We start from the raw sequence: 18,275 nt of genomic DNA, 5'->3' as shown, positions 1-18,275 counted from the left end.
GGCATACTATGGAAGAGCAAAAATCGATTAAAGAAACCCTCCAGCAGGGAGCCAGTGGTGACAAAACCAAGAAAAAGCTTGTCATCAAGAAAAAAGCGGCACCTGCAGATGAGAAAAAAGAATCCGGTGCGAGTCCGCAAAGCACAGAAGCCAAAACAACTTCTCCTGCTTCGGACAAAAAGAAGGATTTGAATGAACTCATTCGTGAGGAAGCCAAAAGACAGGGACTCGGTTCCGGTCCACAAGCTCCTTCCCAAGCATCACCCATTGTGTCCCGGCCAGAAAGAAAACCGGAACCACAAGCAGAAAGAGAAAGACCTCCGATGGATCGTAAACCCGAATCCATCCTTTCTGGTGATACATCTTCTCCTAACTACCGCTCCGGTGGTGGCGCTGGCCAAGGCGGCCAACAAGGAGGAGGAAACCAAGGTTATTTTAGAAAAGAAGATCGTAACCCGATTGTTTCGCGTCCTACGACTCCGCGTCCCCAAAGACCGGAAGGTCAAGGTACTGGCTACCAAGGAAATCGTGGACCTGGACAAGGTGGCGGTGGCTACCAAGGAAATCGTGGACCTGGACAAGGTGGCGGTGGCTACCAAGGAAATCGTGGACCTGGACAAGGCGGCGGTGGCTACCAAGGAAATCGTGGACCTGGACAAGGCGGCGGTGGCTACCAAGGAAATCGTGGACCTGGACAAGGTGGCCCTGGTGGCTACCAAGGGAATCGCGGAGCAAGACCCATCGGTCAAGGTGGCCCTGGTGCAGGTAGACCTCCTGGTGATGCTCCTTTTGGTGCGCCCGGTGGACCTCCCGGCGCTGGCGGTGCCAGTGGTGCCAAAAAGAAAGTATTCGATAAAGAAAAGGGCGGAAGAGAAGAAAACGAAAACACTAAGTTTTTCAAACAATCTTTTCGTAAACAGAAGGCACAGGCTGCCGCTTTAGCAGCTGTTCCTAAAGAAATCTCCATTTTGGAAAACATCCAAGTGGGAGAAATCGCTAAAAAACTGAATTTAAAACCTGGTGAAGTCATCAGTAAACTCATGAAAATGGGAATGATGGTAACCATCAATAATGTGATTGATGCAGAAACTGCGTCCATCCTTGCCGATGATTACGGTTGTAAGGTGAAGATTGTATCCCTTTACGATGAAACTGTCATCGAAGAAGAAAAGGATGTACCGGAAGACTACATCACTCGTCCTCCAGTGGTTACCATCATGGGTCACGTTGACCATGGTAAAACAAAACTTCTCGATACCATTCGTTCTTCACGAGTGGCAGAAGGTGAGTCTGGTGGAATCACTCAGCACATTGGTGCTTATCAAGTAGAAACAGAACGCGGTAAAATCGCTTTCCTCGATACACCTGGTCACGAAGCCTTCACTTCCATGAGAGCACGTGGTGCCTCGGTTACTGACATTGTTGTGTTAGTTGTTGCAGCAGACGATGGGGTCATGCCTCAAACGATTGAAGCCATCAACCACGCCAAAGAAGCAGAAGTGCCAATCATTGTTGCGGTAAACAAAATTGATTTACCAGCCGCTAACCCGGAAAAGGTGAGACAAGAACTTTCTAACTACGGATTACAACCGGAAGAGTGGGGTGGAACTACCATCTTCTGTGATATCTCTGCAAAAAGTAATATTGGAATCGATAAACTTCTTGAGATGCTCATCATCCAAGCAGAACTTCTCGACCACAAAGCCAATCCAAAACGAAAAGCAAAAGGAACCATTGTCGAAGCAAAACTCGATCCAGGTCGTGGTGCAGTGGCAACGGTTCTCATCCAAAACGGAACTCTTCGTGTAGGAGATGCTTTTGTTGCGGGAGTGCACGCAGGTCGTGTGCGAGCCATGTATGACGATTTAGGCAGATCCATCCGTGAAGCTGGACCTTCTTTCCCTGCCCTTGTGACAGGACTTGATGGAGTTCCGGATGCAGGAGCGCCATTCGATGTGGTGATTGATGACAAAGAAGCACGAACCATTTCTCATAGCCGTCAGGATTATGAAAGACTAGGCCAATCGAAAAATGCGGCCACTCGTGTGACTCTCGACAATATGAGTGAGATCATCAAACAAGGTGCTCTCAAAGAACTCAAAGTCATTATCAAAGCGGACGTTCGCGGATCTACAGAAGCTGTGAAAGAAGCATTAGAAAAACTTTCTACTGTTGATGTTCGTCTGAACGTAATCCATGCAGGAACAGGTGCCATAGTTGATTCCGATATCATTTTGGCATCGGCTTCGAACGCCATCGTGATTGGTTTCCACACTCGTGCGAATCCAAAAACGGTCTCTCTTGCAGAGAAAGAAAAAGTAGAAATCAAATACTACAGTATCATCTACGATGTTGTGAACGAGGTGAAAGCTTCCATGGAAGGAATGCTCGAACCAGAAAAAGTAGAAAACGTAATCGGTAAGGTAGAAATCCGTGACGTATTCAAAATTTCTAAAGTGGGTAACATTGCAGGTTGTATGGTTAAATCTGGTAAGGTCACAAAACAAGCTTATGTTCGAGTGATCTCGAGCGAGTCTGGTGAAATCACTTGGGAAGGTAAGATCAAAAACCTCAAACGTATGAAAGACGATGTGGCTGATGTTCTTAGTGGATTTGAGTGCGGTATCTTACTCGATGGTTTCAACGACTTTTCTGTGGGTGATGAAATCGAAGCATACGAGATCCGAGAGATTGCTCGTAAACTGTAAGGCGGCTTAAATGAATCCCATTCGAATGAAAAAACTCGAATCGGAGATCATTCGCCTTATCTCCACAGCAATTTTGGAAGGCAAGGTAAAAGACCCTCGGGTCTTTTTACCGAGTTTCCATCGGATTGAGATCAGTGAAGACCTCCAATATGCAAAAGTGTATTTTACTGCTCTTTGCAATAATAACGAAAGAAAAAAACTCACACAAGGCCTAGTTTCTTGTGCCGGTTTTCTATCTTCTCTTGTGGGAAAAAATCTCCGCCTTCATACCAATCCAAGATTTACATTTGTCTGGGACAATAACTACATCAAAAGTTTAGAAGTGAATCGTCTGATCGATGAATCCGCTCCCAAAACTCTTTTCGAAGAACTCCATCCAGAAGAATCTGAAACCGAAGACGAGGATGATGATTCCGATTCGGATCCAAAATCACCATCCTAAAGAGAAATGGATGGTTGTGGTAAAACGAAGAGTCATCAAATAGACGAAGGAAAATTTCCCTTCGTGTGATTATACACTAAAAAGACAACTTGCTTTGATTAGGTGGCCATATCCTATGTCTAAACCCTACCATTCTGGATTTTTATTTGTCTACAAACCACCAGGGATCACAAGTTCTGATTTGGTTTTGAAAACCAAACGGATCTTAGGTCAAAAGTCTGTTGGCCATACGGGAACCCTTGACCGGTTTGCCGAAGGCCTACTCATTTTGCCTTGTGGAGATTACACTGCCTTCTCCCAAGTGTTTCTCGGAAAAGATAAGTCTTACTACGGTGAAGTAGTGGTGGGATTCAAAACCGATTCCGGGGATCCAGAGGGAGTGGTGGAAGTGGACGATAGGGAAAACTTCCTTCCTCGTTTTGTTTCCGAATTTCCAAAAGAACGATTGCTCGCGGAACTGGGACAACTCACGCAACTCACTTCCCAAAAAGCACCGAAAATTTCGGCTCTGAAAGTCGGAGGGAAACGCCAGTCCGATCTCGTTCGGGAAGGTTCTCCTGTGGAAGAAAAGGAAAGACCAATTTCGATTTACAAAGTGGAAGACATCCAACTGACAGAGTTTGGATTTTCCTTCCGTATCCATGTAAGTTCGGGAACCTACATCCGTAAAATCGTCCTCGACCTTTCGGAGAAGTGGGGGATTCCCCTTTCTCTGGGAAAACTCGTAAGGGAATCCATTGGCGAATACGATTTGAACGGAGTGAAAACTCTGGACCAAATTTCTAACCAAGACCTCAGAAATTGGAAAGAAGTGTTTCCACTTCCCACTCGCGTTGTGGACGAGGTGGAAAAAAAAACTGTCATCCACGGGGGATACATCTGGGACAAACTCCCAAAGCCTGTGGAAAACGGGTTTTATGTTGTGGACGCGGACGAAAAAACCATCCTTGCTTGGTGCGATTACGAAGGGAAACCGGACCACATTCCCTACCGGTACAGAAAAGTATTTTTTGACCCTTCCGCAAAAATTATGTTTTCTAAATGAGTCCTTCTTAAAATCTGGACACTAGTATGATCACAAAAGAACAAAAACAGCAGATCATTGCTACATTCGGTAGCAAACCAAACGACACAGGTTCTGCAGAAGTACAAATCGCTCTTCTCGACTCTCGAATCAAAGACCTTACTGAGCACTTCAAAGCGAACAAGAAGGACTTTCACTCTCGCCGCGGTCTAATCGCAATGGTGAACCAGAGAAAGAGTTTGTTGGAATACCTTAAAAAGTCCAACGTGGAAAGTTATAAAAAGCTGATTGAAAAACTCGGCCTTAGGAAGTAATTCCTATGGCTACAGAGTTCACTGGTTCTTGGGGTAGAGACTCTATCACCATTGAGACCGGCAAGTGGGCAAAACAAGCTCACGGGTCGGTTGTATACAAAACCGGAAATTTAGTTCTTCTCGCAACCGTTTGTGCTGCTGACGAACCAAAAGAAGGACAAGATTTTTTCCCACTTACTTGCGAATACACAGAGAAAGCCTACTCGGTAGGTCGTTTTCCTGGTGGTTACTTCAAACGCGAAGCAAAACCAGCAGAACACGAAGTGTTACTTTCCAGAATTCTGGATCGTCCAATTCGCCCTATGTTTCCAGAAGGATACTTCTCTGAAGTACAACTTCTCGTTCAAGTTTTATCAGCAGACAAACAAGTATCTGTCCAAGGCCATGCGATTAACGCAGCTTCGGCAGCACTTTCCGTATCTTCCATTCCTTTCGCTGGCCCTATCGCTGGTGCTCGTATCGGTCGTATCGGTGGAGAATTTGTTCTCAACCCTACGAACGAAGAGATTACAAAATCTGATTTGGATTTGGTAGTTGCGGGAACCAAAGATGCCATCGTCATGATCGAAGGGGAAGCAAACGAAATCTCCAAAGAAGATATGATGGCGGCTCTACGTTTTGCACAAGAACAACTCAAAGTTGCTGTTGCAATGCAAGAAGAGTTGGCAAAGAAAAACGGAACAGTAAAAAAGGAAGTTGTTTTAAAAGCGCCTGACAAAGAACTTCACGCAAAAATTCGTGAGTTTGCTTTTGATCGTTTGACGGCTGCTAACAAAAATGCAGACAAAGCAAAACGTAATGATGACATCAAAGCCATCAACAAAGAGACAGTAGAACATTTTAAAACTCTACTGGCTCCAGAAGACAAAACAAAAGATATCAAACATTTCCTACATGAATTAGAATATGAAGTGGTTCGTGAACTTGTGCTCGGCGAAGGAATTCGTTTTGACGGTCGTAAAACCAATGAAATTCGTCAAATTTCTTGTGAAGTGGATGTTCTTCCTGGTCCTCATGGATCGGCAGTGTTCACTCGTGGACAAACCCAATCACTTGGTGTTGTGACTCTAGGAACTACTTCTGACAACCAAAGATATGAAACTTTGGAAGGTTCGAAAGAAAAGAACTTTATGTTGCACTACAATTTCCCTGCATTCTCTGTGGGAGAGGTGCGTCGTAACTCAGGTCCTGGAAGGCGTGAAATTGGTCACGGAAACTTGGCGGAACGTGCGATCAAAAAAGTCCTTCCATCACAAACTGACTTTCCTTATGTGATTCGAATTGTATCTGAAATTTTAGAATCCAATGGATCTTCCTCTATGGCTTCCGTTTGTTCGGGAACCTTGGCTCTTATGGCCGGTGGAGTTCCGATTTCTGGTCCCGTTTCAGGAATTGCTATGGGTCTTTTCAGTGATGAAAAGGGTCGATTTGCAGTGCTTTCTGACATTGCTGGAATCGAAGATCATTTTGGTGATATGGATTTCAAACTCGCAGGAACCAAAAAAGGGATCACTGCTTTCCAAATGGATCTAAAAGTCAACGGACTTGGTTTGGAAGTTTTACAAAAGGCCATTGAACAAGCAGAAGTGGGTCGCGACCACATCCTTGGCGAAATGAACAAATCCATTTCTTCCGTAAAAGGAAATTTGAGTAACAATGCACCACGCATCACTCTCAAACAAATTCCAAAAGATCGAATTGGTGAACTCATTGGCCCTGGTGGTAAAATGATCCGTGCGATCATCGAACAATCCGGTTCTGAAATTTCCGTAGATGATACTGGTAAAGTAACCATTGCTTCTCCAAGTGAAGAAGCAAAAGACAAAGCCATTGCTATGATCGATGGAATTTTTGAAGAAATCGAAGTAGGAAAAATCTACGACGGTGTGATCAAACGAATTGCTGACTTTGGTGCCTTCGTTGAAATTCTTCCAGGAAAAGAGGGCCTTTGCCACATCTCTAAACTAGATGTGAAACGAGTGCAATCGGTTCGTGATATCGTTTCTGAAGGGGACAAAATCCAAGTGAAGGTGATTTCCGTTGATAAAATGGGGAAAATTGACCTTTCCAGAAAGGATGTTCTTTTAGACAACTAAACAGTCCCCAAACGATTGTTTGGGGGGAGTAACCTAATGGTTTCTGTCGTCGAATGCAAACGAACCGTTTTACCCAATGGGTTAACGGTTCTCTTCCAACCTATGAAACACGCATCCTCTATGGGGGTGGGTGTTTTTTTGAAACAAGGCAGTCTTGCCGAAACCAATTCCGAACATGGATACTTTCACTTTTTAGAGCATATGCTCTTTAAAGATACAAAAACACGGACAAGTAAAGAAATCGCTGAATCCATAGAAAGAGTGGGTGGAATTTTAAATGGTTCCACTGGACGTGAATACACGCAGTACTATGTAGTTGCCATCAAAAACCAAGCGGAACTGGCTTTTGAAATTCTTTCTGATATGCTCTTTCGTCCTCTTTTTCGAAAAGAAGACATCCAAACAGAGAAGGGTGTCATTATGGAAGAGATGCGTTCTTACGAAGATGCCCCTGATGATTTTGTATACGACTATTACTTCCGGAATATCTTTGGGAAGTCACCTTACGGCCGTGATATCATTGGCACTAAAAAATCAGTCACCGGTGTGAGTGAAAAATCCATTCGCACTTTTTTTGAAAAACACTATTTCCCTAAGAATATGGTGATTTCTGTATCTGGAAATTTCACTTGGGAAAAAATCTTAGACCTAACCAACAAATATTTTTCTTTTGAAAATCCTAAGGGCAAAAATCCTACGGAACTCATCATTCCTGCGCCTAAAAAAAGTTATTCGAAACATTTGGAACGCCGTAAAATCGAACAGTTCCATATCATGCTTGGTGTGAATGGAAACAAAAGAGATTATCGAACAGTGACTGTCACCCAACTCATCTCTACTATCCTTGGTGGGGGAATGGCATCTAGGCTTTTCCAAAATATCCGAGAAAAAGAAGGACTATGTTACAGCATTTATAGTTTCCCTTCGTATTACAAAACTACCGGATTATTTTCTATATCTTCAGCGACATCAAAAGAAAAGGCTGCACGCTGTGTGGAACTGATTCTACGGGAATTGGAAAGTATTTCCAAAAATGGATTCTCCAAATCGGAGCTTGCGGATGCAAAGTCCAACCAAATGGGCTCGATTGCTATAGGGTATGAACTTCCAGAAAACCGAATGAATAATATTGGCCTCCAAGAAATCTACTATGGAAAGTATTTTTCTTTGGAAGACCGAATGAAGTCCATCAAGTCGGTGACCTTGGACGAAATCAATGAAACCGCAAAACAGTTGTTTGATTTAAAAAAGGTTCATTTGTCTTGTGTGGGAGATATGTCAGAATCTCAGTTTTCCAAAATCCCCACGCAGTTTGGTGGTTAGGTGAACTAGGCTGGAAAGAGGCCAGAATGAAGACTTAAAAAAAACAAACTCTGCAAAGAAGATGCGAAGCAGGAAGGATTCTTACGTAGAACCTTCTGGCCTGGAACCAAGAGAACGAATATAACGAAACCAAAGGACAAAATGAAATTACCTGAAATTCACATTCAGATTTTAAAAGAGGGAGCAGTTCTCCCAGAATACAAAACCTCTGGTTCCGCAGGAATGGATTTGTCGGTTTGCCTTTCTGAAAACCTCATCCTTCCGAAAGGCGAAGTGGTCTTTGTTCCCACAGGACTTGCCATGTCGATCCCGGAAGGATACGAAGGACAAATTCGACCAAGGAGTGGCTTCTCCACAAAGAACCGAATTATGATGCCAAATAGCCCCGGAACCATCGATTCTGATTACCGGGGAGAAATTCTTATCCCACTATTGAACCTGAGCGGGACTGACTTTGTTTTGGAGCCTGGAACTCGGGTGGCACAAATTGTGTTCCAAGCAGTGGCACAGCTTCCTGTCCAAGTGGTAACAGAACTTTCTAACACAGAAAGGGGAGCTGGCGGGTTTGGAAGCACTGGAAAATAAGACATAATTAGAAAAAAAGACACTTAGCTTTTTTTGAACTCTACCGATAGGAAGCTGTAGAGGTGCCTTTTTATGATGCGATCCCTTTGGACCGGTGCTACCGGAATGATTGCCCAACAATTCCATATTGATACGGTTGCCAACAACTTGGCCAACGTAAACACCACTGGTTTCAAAAAGAATCGTGTGGACTTCGAAGATTTAGTCTACCAACACCAAGTGCTTGCGGGAACTCCAGCCACCTCTGTTTCCGAAATTCCTACCGGTGTGAATGTGGGCCATGGGGTGAAAGTCGCCGCCACACAGAAGTTATTCGAAATTGGATCATTTCAAGCCACAGGAAATAAACTGGACCTGGCCCTTACAGGTGAGATGGCATTTTTCAAAATTCAAATGCCGGATGGAACTTTCTCTTACTCAAGAGACGGATCTTACAAAATTGATTCCAACCAACAAGTGGTTACATCAAACGGTTACTTACTCGAACCACCCATCATCTTACCAGAGAATGCCATTCTCAATACTTTAATGGTTTCCGAAGAAGGAGAAGTGACGGTAAAAATCGGAAACGATATCCGTCCTACAACCATAGGCCAATTGGAACTCTACCGATTTGTAAACCCAGCAGGTCTTCAGGCCGTTGGTAAAAACTTATTTCGAGAAACAGTCGCGTCTGGTCCTGAAATTCCAGGGATGCCATCACAAGAAGGATACGGAAGTGTTTTACAAGGATTTTTAGAAATGAGTAACGTTAAAATCGTAGAAGAGATGGTGAATATGATTGTGGCACAAAGGGCTTACGAATCCAATTCCAAAACCATACAAACATCAGATAACATGCTTTCAACGGCAATTGGTTTGAAACGTTAATGAAAGTTTGGTTCCTATTTCTTTTTAGTTTTGGTTTTTCTTTGCCCATCGTGGCAAGTGCAAAAGATTTTCGGCTCTACCTAAAACCCAAAACCATTGTGGGTGCAGGGGAGATCCGTCTGTCTGAATTTACCAACTGGAAAGGAAATTGGAACCCAGTCATTTTTCAAAATTTACAATCTCCAAAAGTTTTGACTCCTGAACAATTGGTAGATGTTTTGAATTCTCGTTACAAGTCAGAAATGACAGAAGCGGGAGAATCTATTTCTTTTGAAGTCATGGGAAAAGAGGGAATATTACTCCCTAAAACCACTCTCGTTTCTAAAAAAGATTTAGAACGGTCTCTCTGGCAAAATCTTAAAGAATCCGTGGAACAGACAATTGGTGAAGATGGAGAATTGTTTCGACTCAGTTCTGAAAAAGAATCACTACAAGTTATCTCTGGAACCAAACTTGTTTGGCGTAATACGGGCCGCACACTTCACGGCGGAAAACGACTTTTTCCTTTGGACTATTATTTTGAAGGAAAGATGGTTCATTCGGAATCGGTTCCCTTTCTCATCGAAGAAAAGAAAAAAGCCTATTTTACCAAAAGAGAAATTCCCGCAAAAACAGTGTTAACTGAGGAAGATGTAGAAATCCGCTCTTTTTTCACAGCAGATCATAACCGTGAGTATGTGGAAGAAAGTCCTGTGGGAAAAACAGCTCTTGGTGTTCTTATTAGTGACACGACCATTGAAAAAAAACAAGTAAGGACTTTACACACCATCGAACGGGGACAAGAAGTACAACTTGTTTATACAGCTGGAAATCTATTATTAAAAATCAAAACAAGGGCACTGGCCTCTGGAAACCGCGGCGATGAAATCCCTGTCCTCAATTTGGCATCACAAAAAATTTTAAAAGCCAAAGTCCAAAACGAAGGGATCTGCCTTCTGGAAGAGATATAAGATTTTATGAATCTAAAGAAAAAGCCCAAGTCAAAATTGAGTAGGAACAAAGATGCAAAAGTGGGTTCCCCAATTACATCATCAGTTGCCAGAAAACTTCTGATTTTCTTTTCTGAGTTGATAATTCTTGGTTTATTGACTATCACCGGTCTTACTCTTTCCGCTGCGGATTCTCTTTGGAAAGACAAAGATCCGTATTCCTATCCGAAAACCATCCAACCAGGAACTGTAGTTAAGGTGGTTTTAAAAAACGGACTTCGTGTGGAATATGAATCGGAATACAAAGCTACTTTTGACAATGATATCAAAACCGTTCCGGATAAAAAGTTAGTCCCGGATCTTCCAGCTTATAACTCAAATTCCACGTATATGAGATCCAAAGTAGGAAAATCCAAATCCCAAGGCAAAGTGGTGGGTGTGATGGCAGTCCTTGTCACAGGAATTGATCCGGGAACAGGAAATTTGGAACTTGAGGGAAGTAAGGTATTTAATCTTTCGGAAGAAAGGATTAACCTTCGTTTGTCGGGAACTATTTCCCCAGAAGATTTGGATAAAAATCGTTTTATTTCCAGTGATCTCATTGCCAACCTAAGAGTGGAATACCAAGGAACTCTGAATCCTAAAGAACTCACAAATCCGAACATCCAAATGAAACGGATCACAAATCCCGATGGAACAGTAACTGAAAAAGCTGAGCTATCGGAACCTGAAAAACAAGAAATCATTTTAAGGAATATCAAACGACTCTTAGGTGAAAGTGAGTAAGTGAGAATGCCTATTTTGAAAGAAAATCGACCATCGAACCAAGAGTTGAAAAAAGAGATTCTCCGATTTTTAGGAAATCCTTTTGTGGCACTAGCCATCTTCCTCTTTGCGACACTTCCTAGTTTTGCCGTAGAAACGAGACTAAAAGATCTAGTGCGAATTGATGCCGTGCGGGAAAACCAACTGACTGGATTTGGTCTTGTCGTGGGCCTTAACGGAACAGGGGATACAAAAAACCCCCTCACAGAAGAGGCCTTACAAAATTACCTCGCTGGTCTTGGTGTGAATACCAAAAAGAATCTAAGAGATGCGAAAAACACAGCCTCTGTTCTTATCACTGCTAATGTTCCGGTCAACCTAAAAGAAGGGGATAAAATTGATGTTTTGGTTTCTTCTCTAGGGGATGCACGTTCACTTGAGGGAGGAGTGCTTTTACAATCTCCACTCAAAGCAGGGAATGGAGACACCATTGCGGTTGCTTCCGGCGTACTCGCGTTTGGTGGAAAGGAGAAAAAACGTGGTGGGGCTGATAAAAAATCAGGATCCAATACGGCCCTTGTTCCCATGGGTGCCATTTTAGAAAAATCGGTTCCCAATGCCCCTGTGACAAAATCTGTCAAACTCACACTTCTTGAAAAAGATTATACAACGATGGGTGCGATTGTGGATGCCATCACCGCCGAACTTCAAGTAACTCCCGAAGTAGTATCACCCACAGAAGTCCTTGTTCCCCTTCCAGTAAAAACATCTAGCCAAACTTCCACAGGAGAAATGGCAACGGGGGAACCCAAACTAGATTTAGCCTTTCTTTCCAAATTAGAAAATTTAGCAGTCAATTCTTCACCTGTGGCACGGGTTGTGATCAACGAAAGAACGGGAACGATTGTGATGGGGGCAAACATCCCCATTGATGAAGTGGCAATTTCCCAACAAGGACTCACCATCCAAATAGCGAGTAGAGACAAAGCTCGGTATTTTTTCCCCCTCCAAGAAGAGAGTAAGGGAGAGTCCGTTTTTGTTTTAAAGGAAACCACCCAAGTTTCGGACGTAGTTGGTGCCTTAAACAAAGTCGGTGCTTCCACACGGGACATTATCTCAATTTTAGAGGCTTTAAAAAAACAAGGGGCATTAAAAGCAGAACTTGTGATTCAGTAATTTTAAATTCTGCCGATAGATTTAGAAGACATAATATGGACATTCACAAAATCCAAGACTATTCCGGAAGACTGAGCCGTTCGCAGGACGAATCCATCCTGAACCGGATGAAATCCTATTCGGACGAAATAAAACCACTGAAAAAAGATGGGATCTCGGATTTTCAAAATCTACTAGAAACTCATGAAGAAATTATGGGGAAGGTGAGTTCGTCTTCTCTCCGAGTCCCGCAAAACATTCGTGAAGAAATCAAAGAAGATCCTTACAGAAAGAAACTTTATGATGCATCCGTGGAATTTGAATCTGTTTTTGTGAAGATGATGTTAAAAGAAATGAAAAACACCATCCATAAAGAAAAAATGATCGATGGTGGTTACGCGGAAGAAATCTTCGAAGATATGTTATACGATGAGTATGCAAAGAACATTTCTCAAAATGAATCCATGGGACTTGCAGAAGAGATTTACAAACAAATGTCAGCCTCTCTTCCGCCAGTGAAAAAAAATCCTTATCTTTAAAATTTAGTCATTCGCCTTTTACAGGAAAGGCAAATGTTTACTAAAGATAAAAATCACATTGATTCCTAACTTAGTTTTTAATCTTAAACCAAATCTTTAAAAGAAATCTTTTTTAATTCCTCTTTTAATTTTTCCTCTATCTGACTCAAACTTTCATTGAGTTTCGGTGAAACTTTCGTCAGTTCCTTCGGAGCCCCTAATTTAAAACTAGAAGTTTGTTCATATAATGCTACAAGATCAATCTGTTCTTTTAGTTTTACCGGAGTGATTCGTTTGTCTTCTGTAGTTTCAATGAGTTTGGCATTGGTTAATCTTTCTAAAATAAAATTTAAATCTTTTTCTGGCATCAGGAGTGCCTTCTTTAGTCCGGAAATTTTTATGAGTTCCCCTTGTTTTGATTGGTGGTCGTAGGTGAGGGCCAAAACTTGGATGGTTTTGTAAAACTCGTATGAGAGATTGTTATCGATATCTTCAAAAGGATGTTTTGGAAGAATGTATCTGTCCGGAAATTGTAAAGTAGCTGTGACTTCTGCACCATACAAAATGATGAGTGAGATGGAATAAATGGCAAGTAGGGCAATGGGAATTGCTGCCAGTGCTTTATACACTAACATTGTTTTTTCGGTAAATGAGGTAAGGTAGATATTGATAAAACCCCAAAAGAAAATGATAAGAATGATCCCAGTAACAGCAGCACCAATCGAAGAGGCTTTGATCGGAACTTTTGTGTTGGGAATGATGTTAAAGATCAACAAAAAGAATAACCAAAGAGCGAGAAGAGGAAGGAGGATTTGAAAGATTGAATACAAGGAGAAAAATCGTTTTCCTCCTTGGTATTTTTTCCAAATGGTTTGGCCTTTTGCATCTTCTTCCACGCGGATGATTTTATTAAATTCTCCAACACCAACGAGGCCTAACATAGTTTCGTTGGTGGAATTGGTTTCACCTTGACTTTCAATTTCCAAAGTTTCTTCTGTAGGTAAAACTGTTCCATCTGCTAAGGTTTCCGCCGAATTTTTTTTGGAAAGTAGAATCAAGTCTAAAATCATCCCGGCCTTTCCTTTGTAGGCAGTTGACCAATTTTCACCTTCATCTTCTGACAAAAGGATATCTCCAAGAGAGGTGAGAATATAAACATCGTAGTCTTGTTTTTTAGGCGAAGAAAAAACCCATACACGTTCATAAGAATACTTTCTATGACTTAGTTCATTCCAAGTATAACCACCGTCCGTGGTTTTGAAAATGGCACCGCTATCGCCCACTAAAAACCCAACATTACGATTGAGAAAAGCAATGTCGTTAAGTGGTTTCGGTGAAATCTCTTGGGGAAAAAAAGTAACTCCACCGTCGCTTGTTTTCCAAAGCCTACCTTCTCTGTCCAAAATAAAACCATCTTTTTCTGTAAAAAAACGAATCCGAATGGGAGTGATGGCAGGATCAGTAAACCGTTTGATTTCTTTTAATGTTTTCCCAATTTCATAACGAAGAGTTCGTGTATCTTTTGTTAGGATAAACAAAGTATCATAATCAATGGCTCCAAAGTCAGAAACAGCAATCCCTTTGAGAGATTGTACATTCCAAGTGTTTCCTAAATCATTCGAATAAAGAAAAGTTCCTTCTTCGGAAATAGAAAAAAGAGCATCTCCTACGCTACGAATTCGAAAAAAGTTTTCTTTTGATATGTCTGGTTTTTTACAAGTTCCTGTTTCCACTGTATCAAAATCGATACAAAGCATGTTCTCGAAATCAATACTTGAGCTGGGAATAAAAGATACGGATTTGTTTAGTTCTTTGATACTTCCAATATTTCCTTTTTCTCCCGCTACCCATAGTTCACCTTGTTTTGTTGCGACTATAGACTTAAGATGGGGAGGACGCACGGAATCCGAAATTTTATCTGTGATGTTTTTTCCTACCACAAAGAGTAATGGACCAAAAGAGATGAGAAAAAAATAAAATACAAACTTATTGATAAAATTTCTGTGTAAGTCAATTTTCCAAATGATATGGAATGCCTTCTCTAAGGATCGTAAAACAGCAGTAGCCGAAAAAATAAAAACAACAAATCCAACAGCCCCAATTTGTGATGCAGTAGAAATAATATCTGTTAACGTTTCCAAGTAAGGAGTGATATCAAATTGGATATTATTTCGAAGAAGGTAAGCATTGATTTCATCTACCATTTCCCCTTGTCTTGTTTGGATTCCAGAAGCCACAGTGATGAGAGCTAGGGCCACCGTAAGAGTGGGGATGAGAGTGACAATGGTAGTATAAGCAAGACTTGAACCAATGATCAGGCAATCGTCTTTCATAAACCTATGGATGGACACAAGGAGAACCCGAACCCCTAAAATCAGTTTTCGTTTCCAACCATTTTCTTCTGGTATCGCAGTCAATCGGACGAGTAAAGGTGGTTTGGCGAGGTCATTCATTTGAGGTTACCTATTTTTTAAAAGCGTACAAAACGTAACTTGAAGTGATGGGAAATCCATTTCGTTTCCATTTGGATTTAAAATGGTAATACGAAATACGAAACCAATTTAGATAATCTTTCCATTTTTGAAAGGATCCTCTTGATTTTTGTAGTTTCGCATATAAAGGAAAATCCACTCCGAAGTACGATACGAAACGACTAAATCCAAGGTTCGTCAATATTTTTTTTAAGATGGTATCGGAGTAATAAAAAACATGGCCAGGCATATAGTAGTGATAGTTTGGGCCCTCTGATTTGGCCTGCCATCCATCAAAATTGGCAGTTTGGAGGAGGAGTAGGCCTCCGGGTTTTAGAATGCGAGTGAGTTCCTGAAAAAAGAGACTAGGATTTTCAATATGTTCAATCACCTCGATCATGGTGATCACATGGAAGTGGTTGTCTGGAAATCTTGCCTCGACTAAACTTCCGTTAAAGGTTGGGATTCCGATTTCATTCGCATAACGGGAAGCATATTCTGATATTTCCACACCTTGCACTTGGAATCCTTCGCCCTTAGCCGATTCCAAAAATCCGCCAAAGGATGAACCAATATCTAAAAAGTTTCCCGAGCGAACAAACTTCTTTATATTGCGAATCCTTGCTTCCCAAACATACTGAAAGAATTTTTTATGATCTCTTTCATCGATATAGGTATAGTCCGCTTTTCCTTGGTAATAGTCTTGGGTATAAAGTTCTTTTTGATTGGTGCGAGGAAAGAGGGCTTGGAGTTTGCAGTGTCTGCATTCGACAATGGAAAGTCCCGAATACTTTCCTGTGGTTTTATATAAGAATTGCCAATCGGTAAGTTTGTCGAGTGGGCATTCTTCCTGTAAGGAATCTAAAACCTTCATTATTTTTCAGCAAGGAAAAACCAGTGGCAAATTCGTTCTTCCAATTTTCCTAGTGGTGTCCTTTCTGAATACCCAATGGATACGTTTGAAAAAATTGATAAAAAACTTTTTAAATCCTCTAGGGAATATGTTTCCGCATAACCACCGCTTAAGTCTTTTAAATTCATTTTCCCTTTAGAAAGTCCTAGGTGAGTGTCCCCGTCCGCACGAATGGAACCTAAAAGATAACCATTTGTATCCAGTGATTCATATAAGGACGATAAAAGTTTTTTGGCATCTTCTCTTTGGTTGTAATGGAAAACCCCCCAACTCACGATGAGCCCAAATTCTTTGGAAGAAAAAGCAAGATCCGTATCTGGGGTATGTAAAAATCGAATGGAGGAGGACTCTTCCTTTAACAGATCGATGGTGGTTTTTGCTGTGTCACAGGCTGTGACTGTATAACCTTCATTTTGGAGAAGGTAGGAATGCCTTCCGGAACCACATCCGAAGTCTAGAGCATTCCGATTCTTCGGTTGGATCCGTGATAAAAGACGTACTAAATTTTCGTCAGGAAAGGCCAATTTGGATTTTGGTCTTTCATAGTGTTCATCCCAGACATTTTTCATGAATCAATTCTTTGGAATAGCGAATCTAACCAATCTTTGGTGGAGATGGTTTGTTTTGTGGTGATTCCAAACACTTGGGTCCTTCTGTGGTTTCCCTCAAACTTATCAAGAGCCACACCTGTCTGGATTAATTGTTTTTGGAAAAATACTGTTTCACCAGTAGATGCTTCCAATCCAACCGGTTCTCCCATTTTTTTTTGGCGTTCTTTGGGAAGGGTAAACACTAACGCAGATTTAGTGATCCCATCTTTAGCCTTTTTTAAAAAACCAGGTCTTGTTTTTTCACCAATGGTCACAGAGAGTAGGTCGCTAAAGTAATTATATCCGTAGTGCTCTGGGATCAGAACATCGGCTAAAAATTCTCCTCCCACTTCTGGTGCCGATTCGATGAGAAGGCATTCTTTATTTTTAGTGATTTTGAATTCGGCAACAAATGGACCTGTTTTTAGTTTGGTCGCTGTCACAACGGCTTGGCAGATCATTTTGATTTCCCCTGCCAAATCGGTGTGTTGGGAAGGGGCCACATGTGCCACCTCAATAAAGTTAGGTTTTCCTGTTGTGATTTTGTCTGTGAGGGAAATTAAATAAAATCGTTTAGCAATCACAAATCCAAGGACTGTCACCTCATCTCCAGAAACCAAAGGTTCTAGTAAATAACTTTCACTCGTTTTCAATCTTGTGAATTTTTTATAATCGGTTTCTGATTCCAATACAGAAATCCCTTTTTTCCCAGAACCTTCTTTGGGTTTGGCAATGAGGGGAAAACTAAGGTCTATTTTTTTTTCTTTGGTTTTTGCGTTTCCATTGGATTGGAGAGAAGTGGGAACGGGGATTCCAAATTTAGAAACGGCAGTTTTGAACCTTTCTTTGTCCAAAAACAAATTCACAGTGTCCCTTGGATTTCCCCGAAGTTTTAACTTTTCTGCTAAATAGGAGACAGTATACACTGCCTTTCCATAAGATCTTGATCCCACTCCCATCAGTTTGAAGGGAAGGGGGACACGACTCATGGAATGGAGGATTTTCCTATACTCATGAGTAGATTCTAATATACGAATATCTGATTCCGCAAGGCCAGGAGCTTCCGGATTTGTATCCACCGAGATGACTTTCAGTCCTCTGGCTTTTGCCGCTCGAATGAGAGGGATTTGGTTCTCTCCGGCTCCAATGGAGAGGTAACTGCCGGTGAGTTGTTTCATTTACGACCCGCGAGATCCGCCTCTCCTTTGGACTCCTGTATTTCCTCCACCACTGGTTTGGTTTCTACCAAAGGTTGGTTTGGAAACGGCAGGACTTCCTTTCTTTTTGGCAGCTTCGTTTTGTGATTTTGTGAGTTCTTCTTGGTTGACGAGGACAATGGCCTTGCCTTCGATTTCTTTCCCGTTGAGAGCAGAAATTGCCTTGGTGGCATCAGCATCTGCCATATCCGCGGTTCCATAACCAAGGGAGACCTTGGTGATTTTGTCCCGTTTGATCTGCAGGTGTTCCACTTTTCCATGAGCAGAAAGAAGTTTTTCTAAGGCTTCTTCGGTAAGCGACTGGGGGAGGTTTCCTATGGATAACTTCATGTCCTTCTTTTCTCCTAAAATTTAA

General features: G+C 41.8%; 17 protein-coding genes. 12 read left to right on the top strand and 5 right to left on the bottom strand.

Annotated features, from left to right (window positions below; all coding sequences use genetic code 11):
• Nucleotides 1-8 precede the first annotated feature (8 nt).
• The 12 genes from infB to EHQ24_RS04400 all read left to right on the top strand — a co-directional run bounded on the left by infB (nucleotide 9) and on the right by EHQ24_RS04400 (nucleotide 12,750).
• On the top strand, nucleotides 9-2,708 hold the full coding sequence (infB, locus tag EHQ24_RS04455) for a translation initiation factor IF-2 (RefSeq protein ID WP_135600476.1): 2,700 nt from the start codon (nucleotides 9-11) through the stop codon (nucleotides 2,706-2,708).
• A 10-nt stretch (nucleotides 2,709-2,718) separates the two neighbouring features.
• Nucleotides 2,719-3,150 (top strand): 30S ribosome-binding factor RbfA, encoded by a 432-nt coding sequence (rbfA, locus tag EHQ24_RS04450; RefSeq protein ID WP_135600475.1) that lies wholly within the window; start codon nucleotides 2,719-2,721, stop codon nucleotides 3,148-3,150.
• A gap of 115 nt (nucleotides 3,151-3,265) precedes the next feature.
• Nucleotides 3,266-4,195, top strand: a complete 930-nt coding sequence (gene truB / locus EHQ24_RS04445; RefSeq protein ID WP_135600474.1) for a tRNA pseudouridine(55) synthase TruB — start codon at nucleotides 3,266-3,268, stop codon at nucleotides 4,193-4,195.
• Between the two features lie 26 nt (nucleotides 4,196-4,221).
• Nucleotides 4,222-4,488, top strand: coding sequence for a 30S ribosomal protein S15 (gene rpsO, locus EHQ24_RS04440; RefSeq protein ID WP_100742754.1), 267 nt, complete (start codon nucleotides 4,222-4,224; stop codon nucleotides 4,486-4,488).
• A gap of 5 nt (nucleotides 4,489-4,493) precedes the next feature.
• Nucleotides 4,494-6,584, top strand: coding sequence for a polyribonucleotide nucleotidyltransferase (gene pnp / locus EHQ24_RS04435; protein ID WP_135600473.1), 2,091 nt, complete (start codon nucleotides 4,494-4,496; stop codon nucleotides 6,582-6,584).
• A gap of 36 nt (nucleotides 6,585-6,620) precedes the next feature.
• On the top strand, nucleotides 6,621-7,907 hold the full coding sequence (locus EHQ24_RS04430; RefSeq protein ID WP_135600472.1) for a M16 family metallopeptidase: 1,287 nt from the start codon (nucleotides 6,621-6,623) through the stop codon (nucleotides 7,905-7,907).
• A gap of 141 nt (nucleotides 7,908-8,048) precedes the next feature.
• Nucleotides 8,049-8,492, top strand: coding sequence for a dUTP diphosphatase (gene dut / locus EHQ24_RS04425; protein WP_135600471.1), 444 nt, complete (start codon nucleotides 8,049-8,051; stop codon nucleotides 8,490-8,492).
• 72 nt (nucleotides 8,493-8,564) lie between these two features.
• Nucleotides 8,565-9,362, top strand: coding sequence for a flagellar basal-body rod protein FlgG (gene flgG / locus EHQ24_RS04420; RefSeq protein ID WP_004788667.1), 798 nt, complete (start codon nucleotides 8,565-8,567; stop codon nucleotides 9,360-9,362).
• The gene (flgA, locus tag EHQ24_RS04415; RefSeq protein ID WP_135600470.1) at nucleotides 9,362-10,312 is read left to right on the top strand and encodes a flagellar basal body P-ring formation chaperone FlgA; all 951 of its coding nucleotides are present in this window, start codon (nucleotides 9,362-9,364) and stop codon (nucleotides 10,310-10,312) included. Before flgG ends, flgA begins: the two co-directional genes overlap by 1 nt.
• A 6-nt stretch (nucleotides 10,313-10,318) precedes the next feature.
• Complete coding sequence (locus EHQ24_RS04410; protein WP_244310295.1) at nucleotides 10,319-11,077, top strand: flagellar basal body L-ring protein FlgH; 759 nt, start codon at nucleotides 10,319-10,321, stop codon at nucleotides 11,075-11,077.
• 6 nt (nucleotides 11,078-11,083) lie between these two features.
• Nucleotides 11,084-12,232 (top strand): flagellar basal body P-ring protein FlgI, encoded by a 1,149-nt coding sequence (locus EHQ24_RS04405; RefSeq protein WP_135600469.1) that lies wholly within the window; start codon nucleotides 11,084-11,086, stop codon nucleotides 12,230-12,232.
• 35 nt (nucleotides 12,233-12,267) lie between these two features.
• Nucleotides 12,268-12,750, top strand: a complete 483-nt coding sequence (locus EHQ24_RS04400) for a rod-binding protein (protein ID WP_135600468.1) — start codon at nucleotides 12,268-12,270, stop codon at nucleotides 12,748-12,750.
• A gap of 83 nt (nucleotides 12,751-12,833) precedes the next feature.
• Here EHQ24_RS04400 and EHQ24_RS04395 read toward each other — a convergent pair whose 3' ends face one another.
• The 5 genes from EHQ24_RS04395 to EHQ24_RS04375 are packed head-to-tail and all read right to left on the bottom strand — an operon-like array spanning nucleotide 12,834 to nucleotide 18,250.
• Nucleotides 12,834-15,182 carry a YhjD/YihY/BrkB family envelope integrity protein gene (locus tag EHQ24_RS04395; protein ID WP_135600467.1) on the bottom strand — a complete coding sequence of 783 codons (2,349 nt, stop codon included), beginning with the start codon at nucleotides 15,180-15,182 and terminating at the stop codon, nucleotides 12,834-12,836.
• A 10-nt stretch (nucleotides 15,183-15,192) separates the two neighbouring features.
• A complete protein-coding gene (locus EHQ24_RS04390) occupies nucleotides 15,193-16,074 on the bottom strand; it encodes a class I SAM-dependent methyltransferase (protein WP_135600466.1) in 882 nt (293 codons plus the stop codon).
• Nucleotides 16,074-16,682, bottom strand: a complete 609-nt coding sequence (locus tag EHQ24_RS04385; RefSeq protein ID WP_135600465.1) for a class I SAM-dependent methyltransferase — start codon at nucleotides 16,680-16,682, stop codon at nucleotides 16,074-16,076. Before EHQ24_RS04385 ends, EHQ24_RS04390 begins: the two co-directional genes overlap by 1 nt.
• Complete coding sequence (locus tag EHQ24_RS04380; RefSeq protein ID WP_135600464.1) at nucleotides 16,679-17,881, bottom strand: ATP-grasp domain-containing protein; 1,203 nt, start codon at nucleotides 17,879-17,881, stop codon at nucleotides 16,679-16,681. The genes EHQ24_RS04385 and EHQ24_RS04380 overlap by 4 nt, the downstream gene beginning before the upstream one ends.
• A complete protein-coding gene (locus EHQ24_RS04375; RefSeq protein ID WP_135600463.1) occupies nucleotides 17,882-18,250 on the bottom strand; it encodes an RNA recognition motif domain-containing protein in 369 nt (122 codons plus the stop codon).
• Nucleotides 18,251-18,275: the final 25 nt, after the last annotated feature.

Origin of the sequence: Leptospira noumeaensis, assembly GCF_004770765.1 — a bacterium.
GTDB lineage: Bacteria > Spirochaetota > Leptospiria > Leptospirales > Leptospiraceae > Leptospira_A > Leptospira_A noumeaensis.
This window is presented reverse-complemented; position numbering and strand designations above follow the sequence as displayed.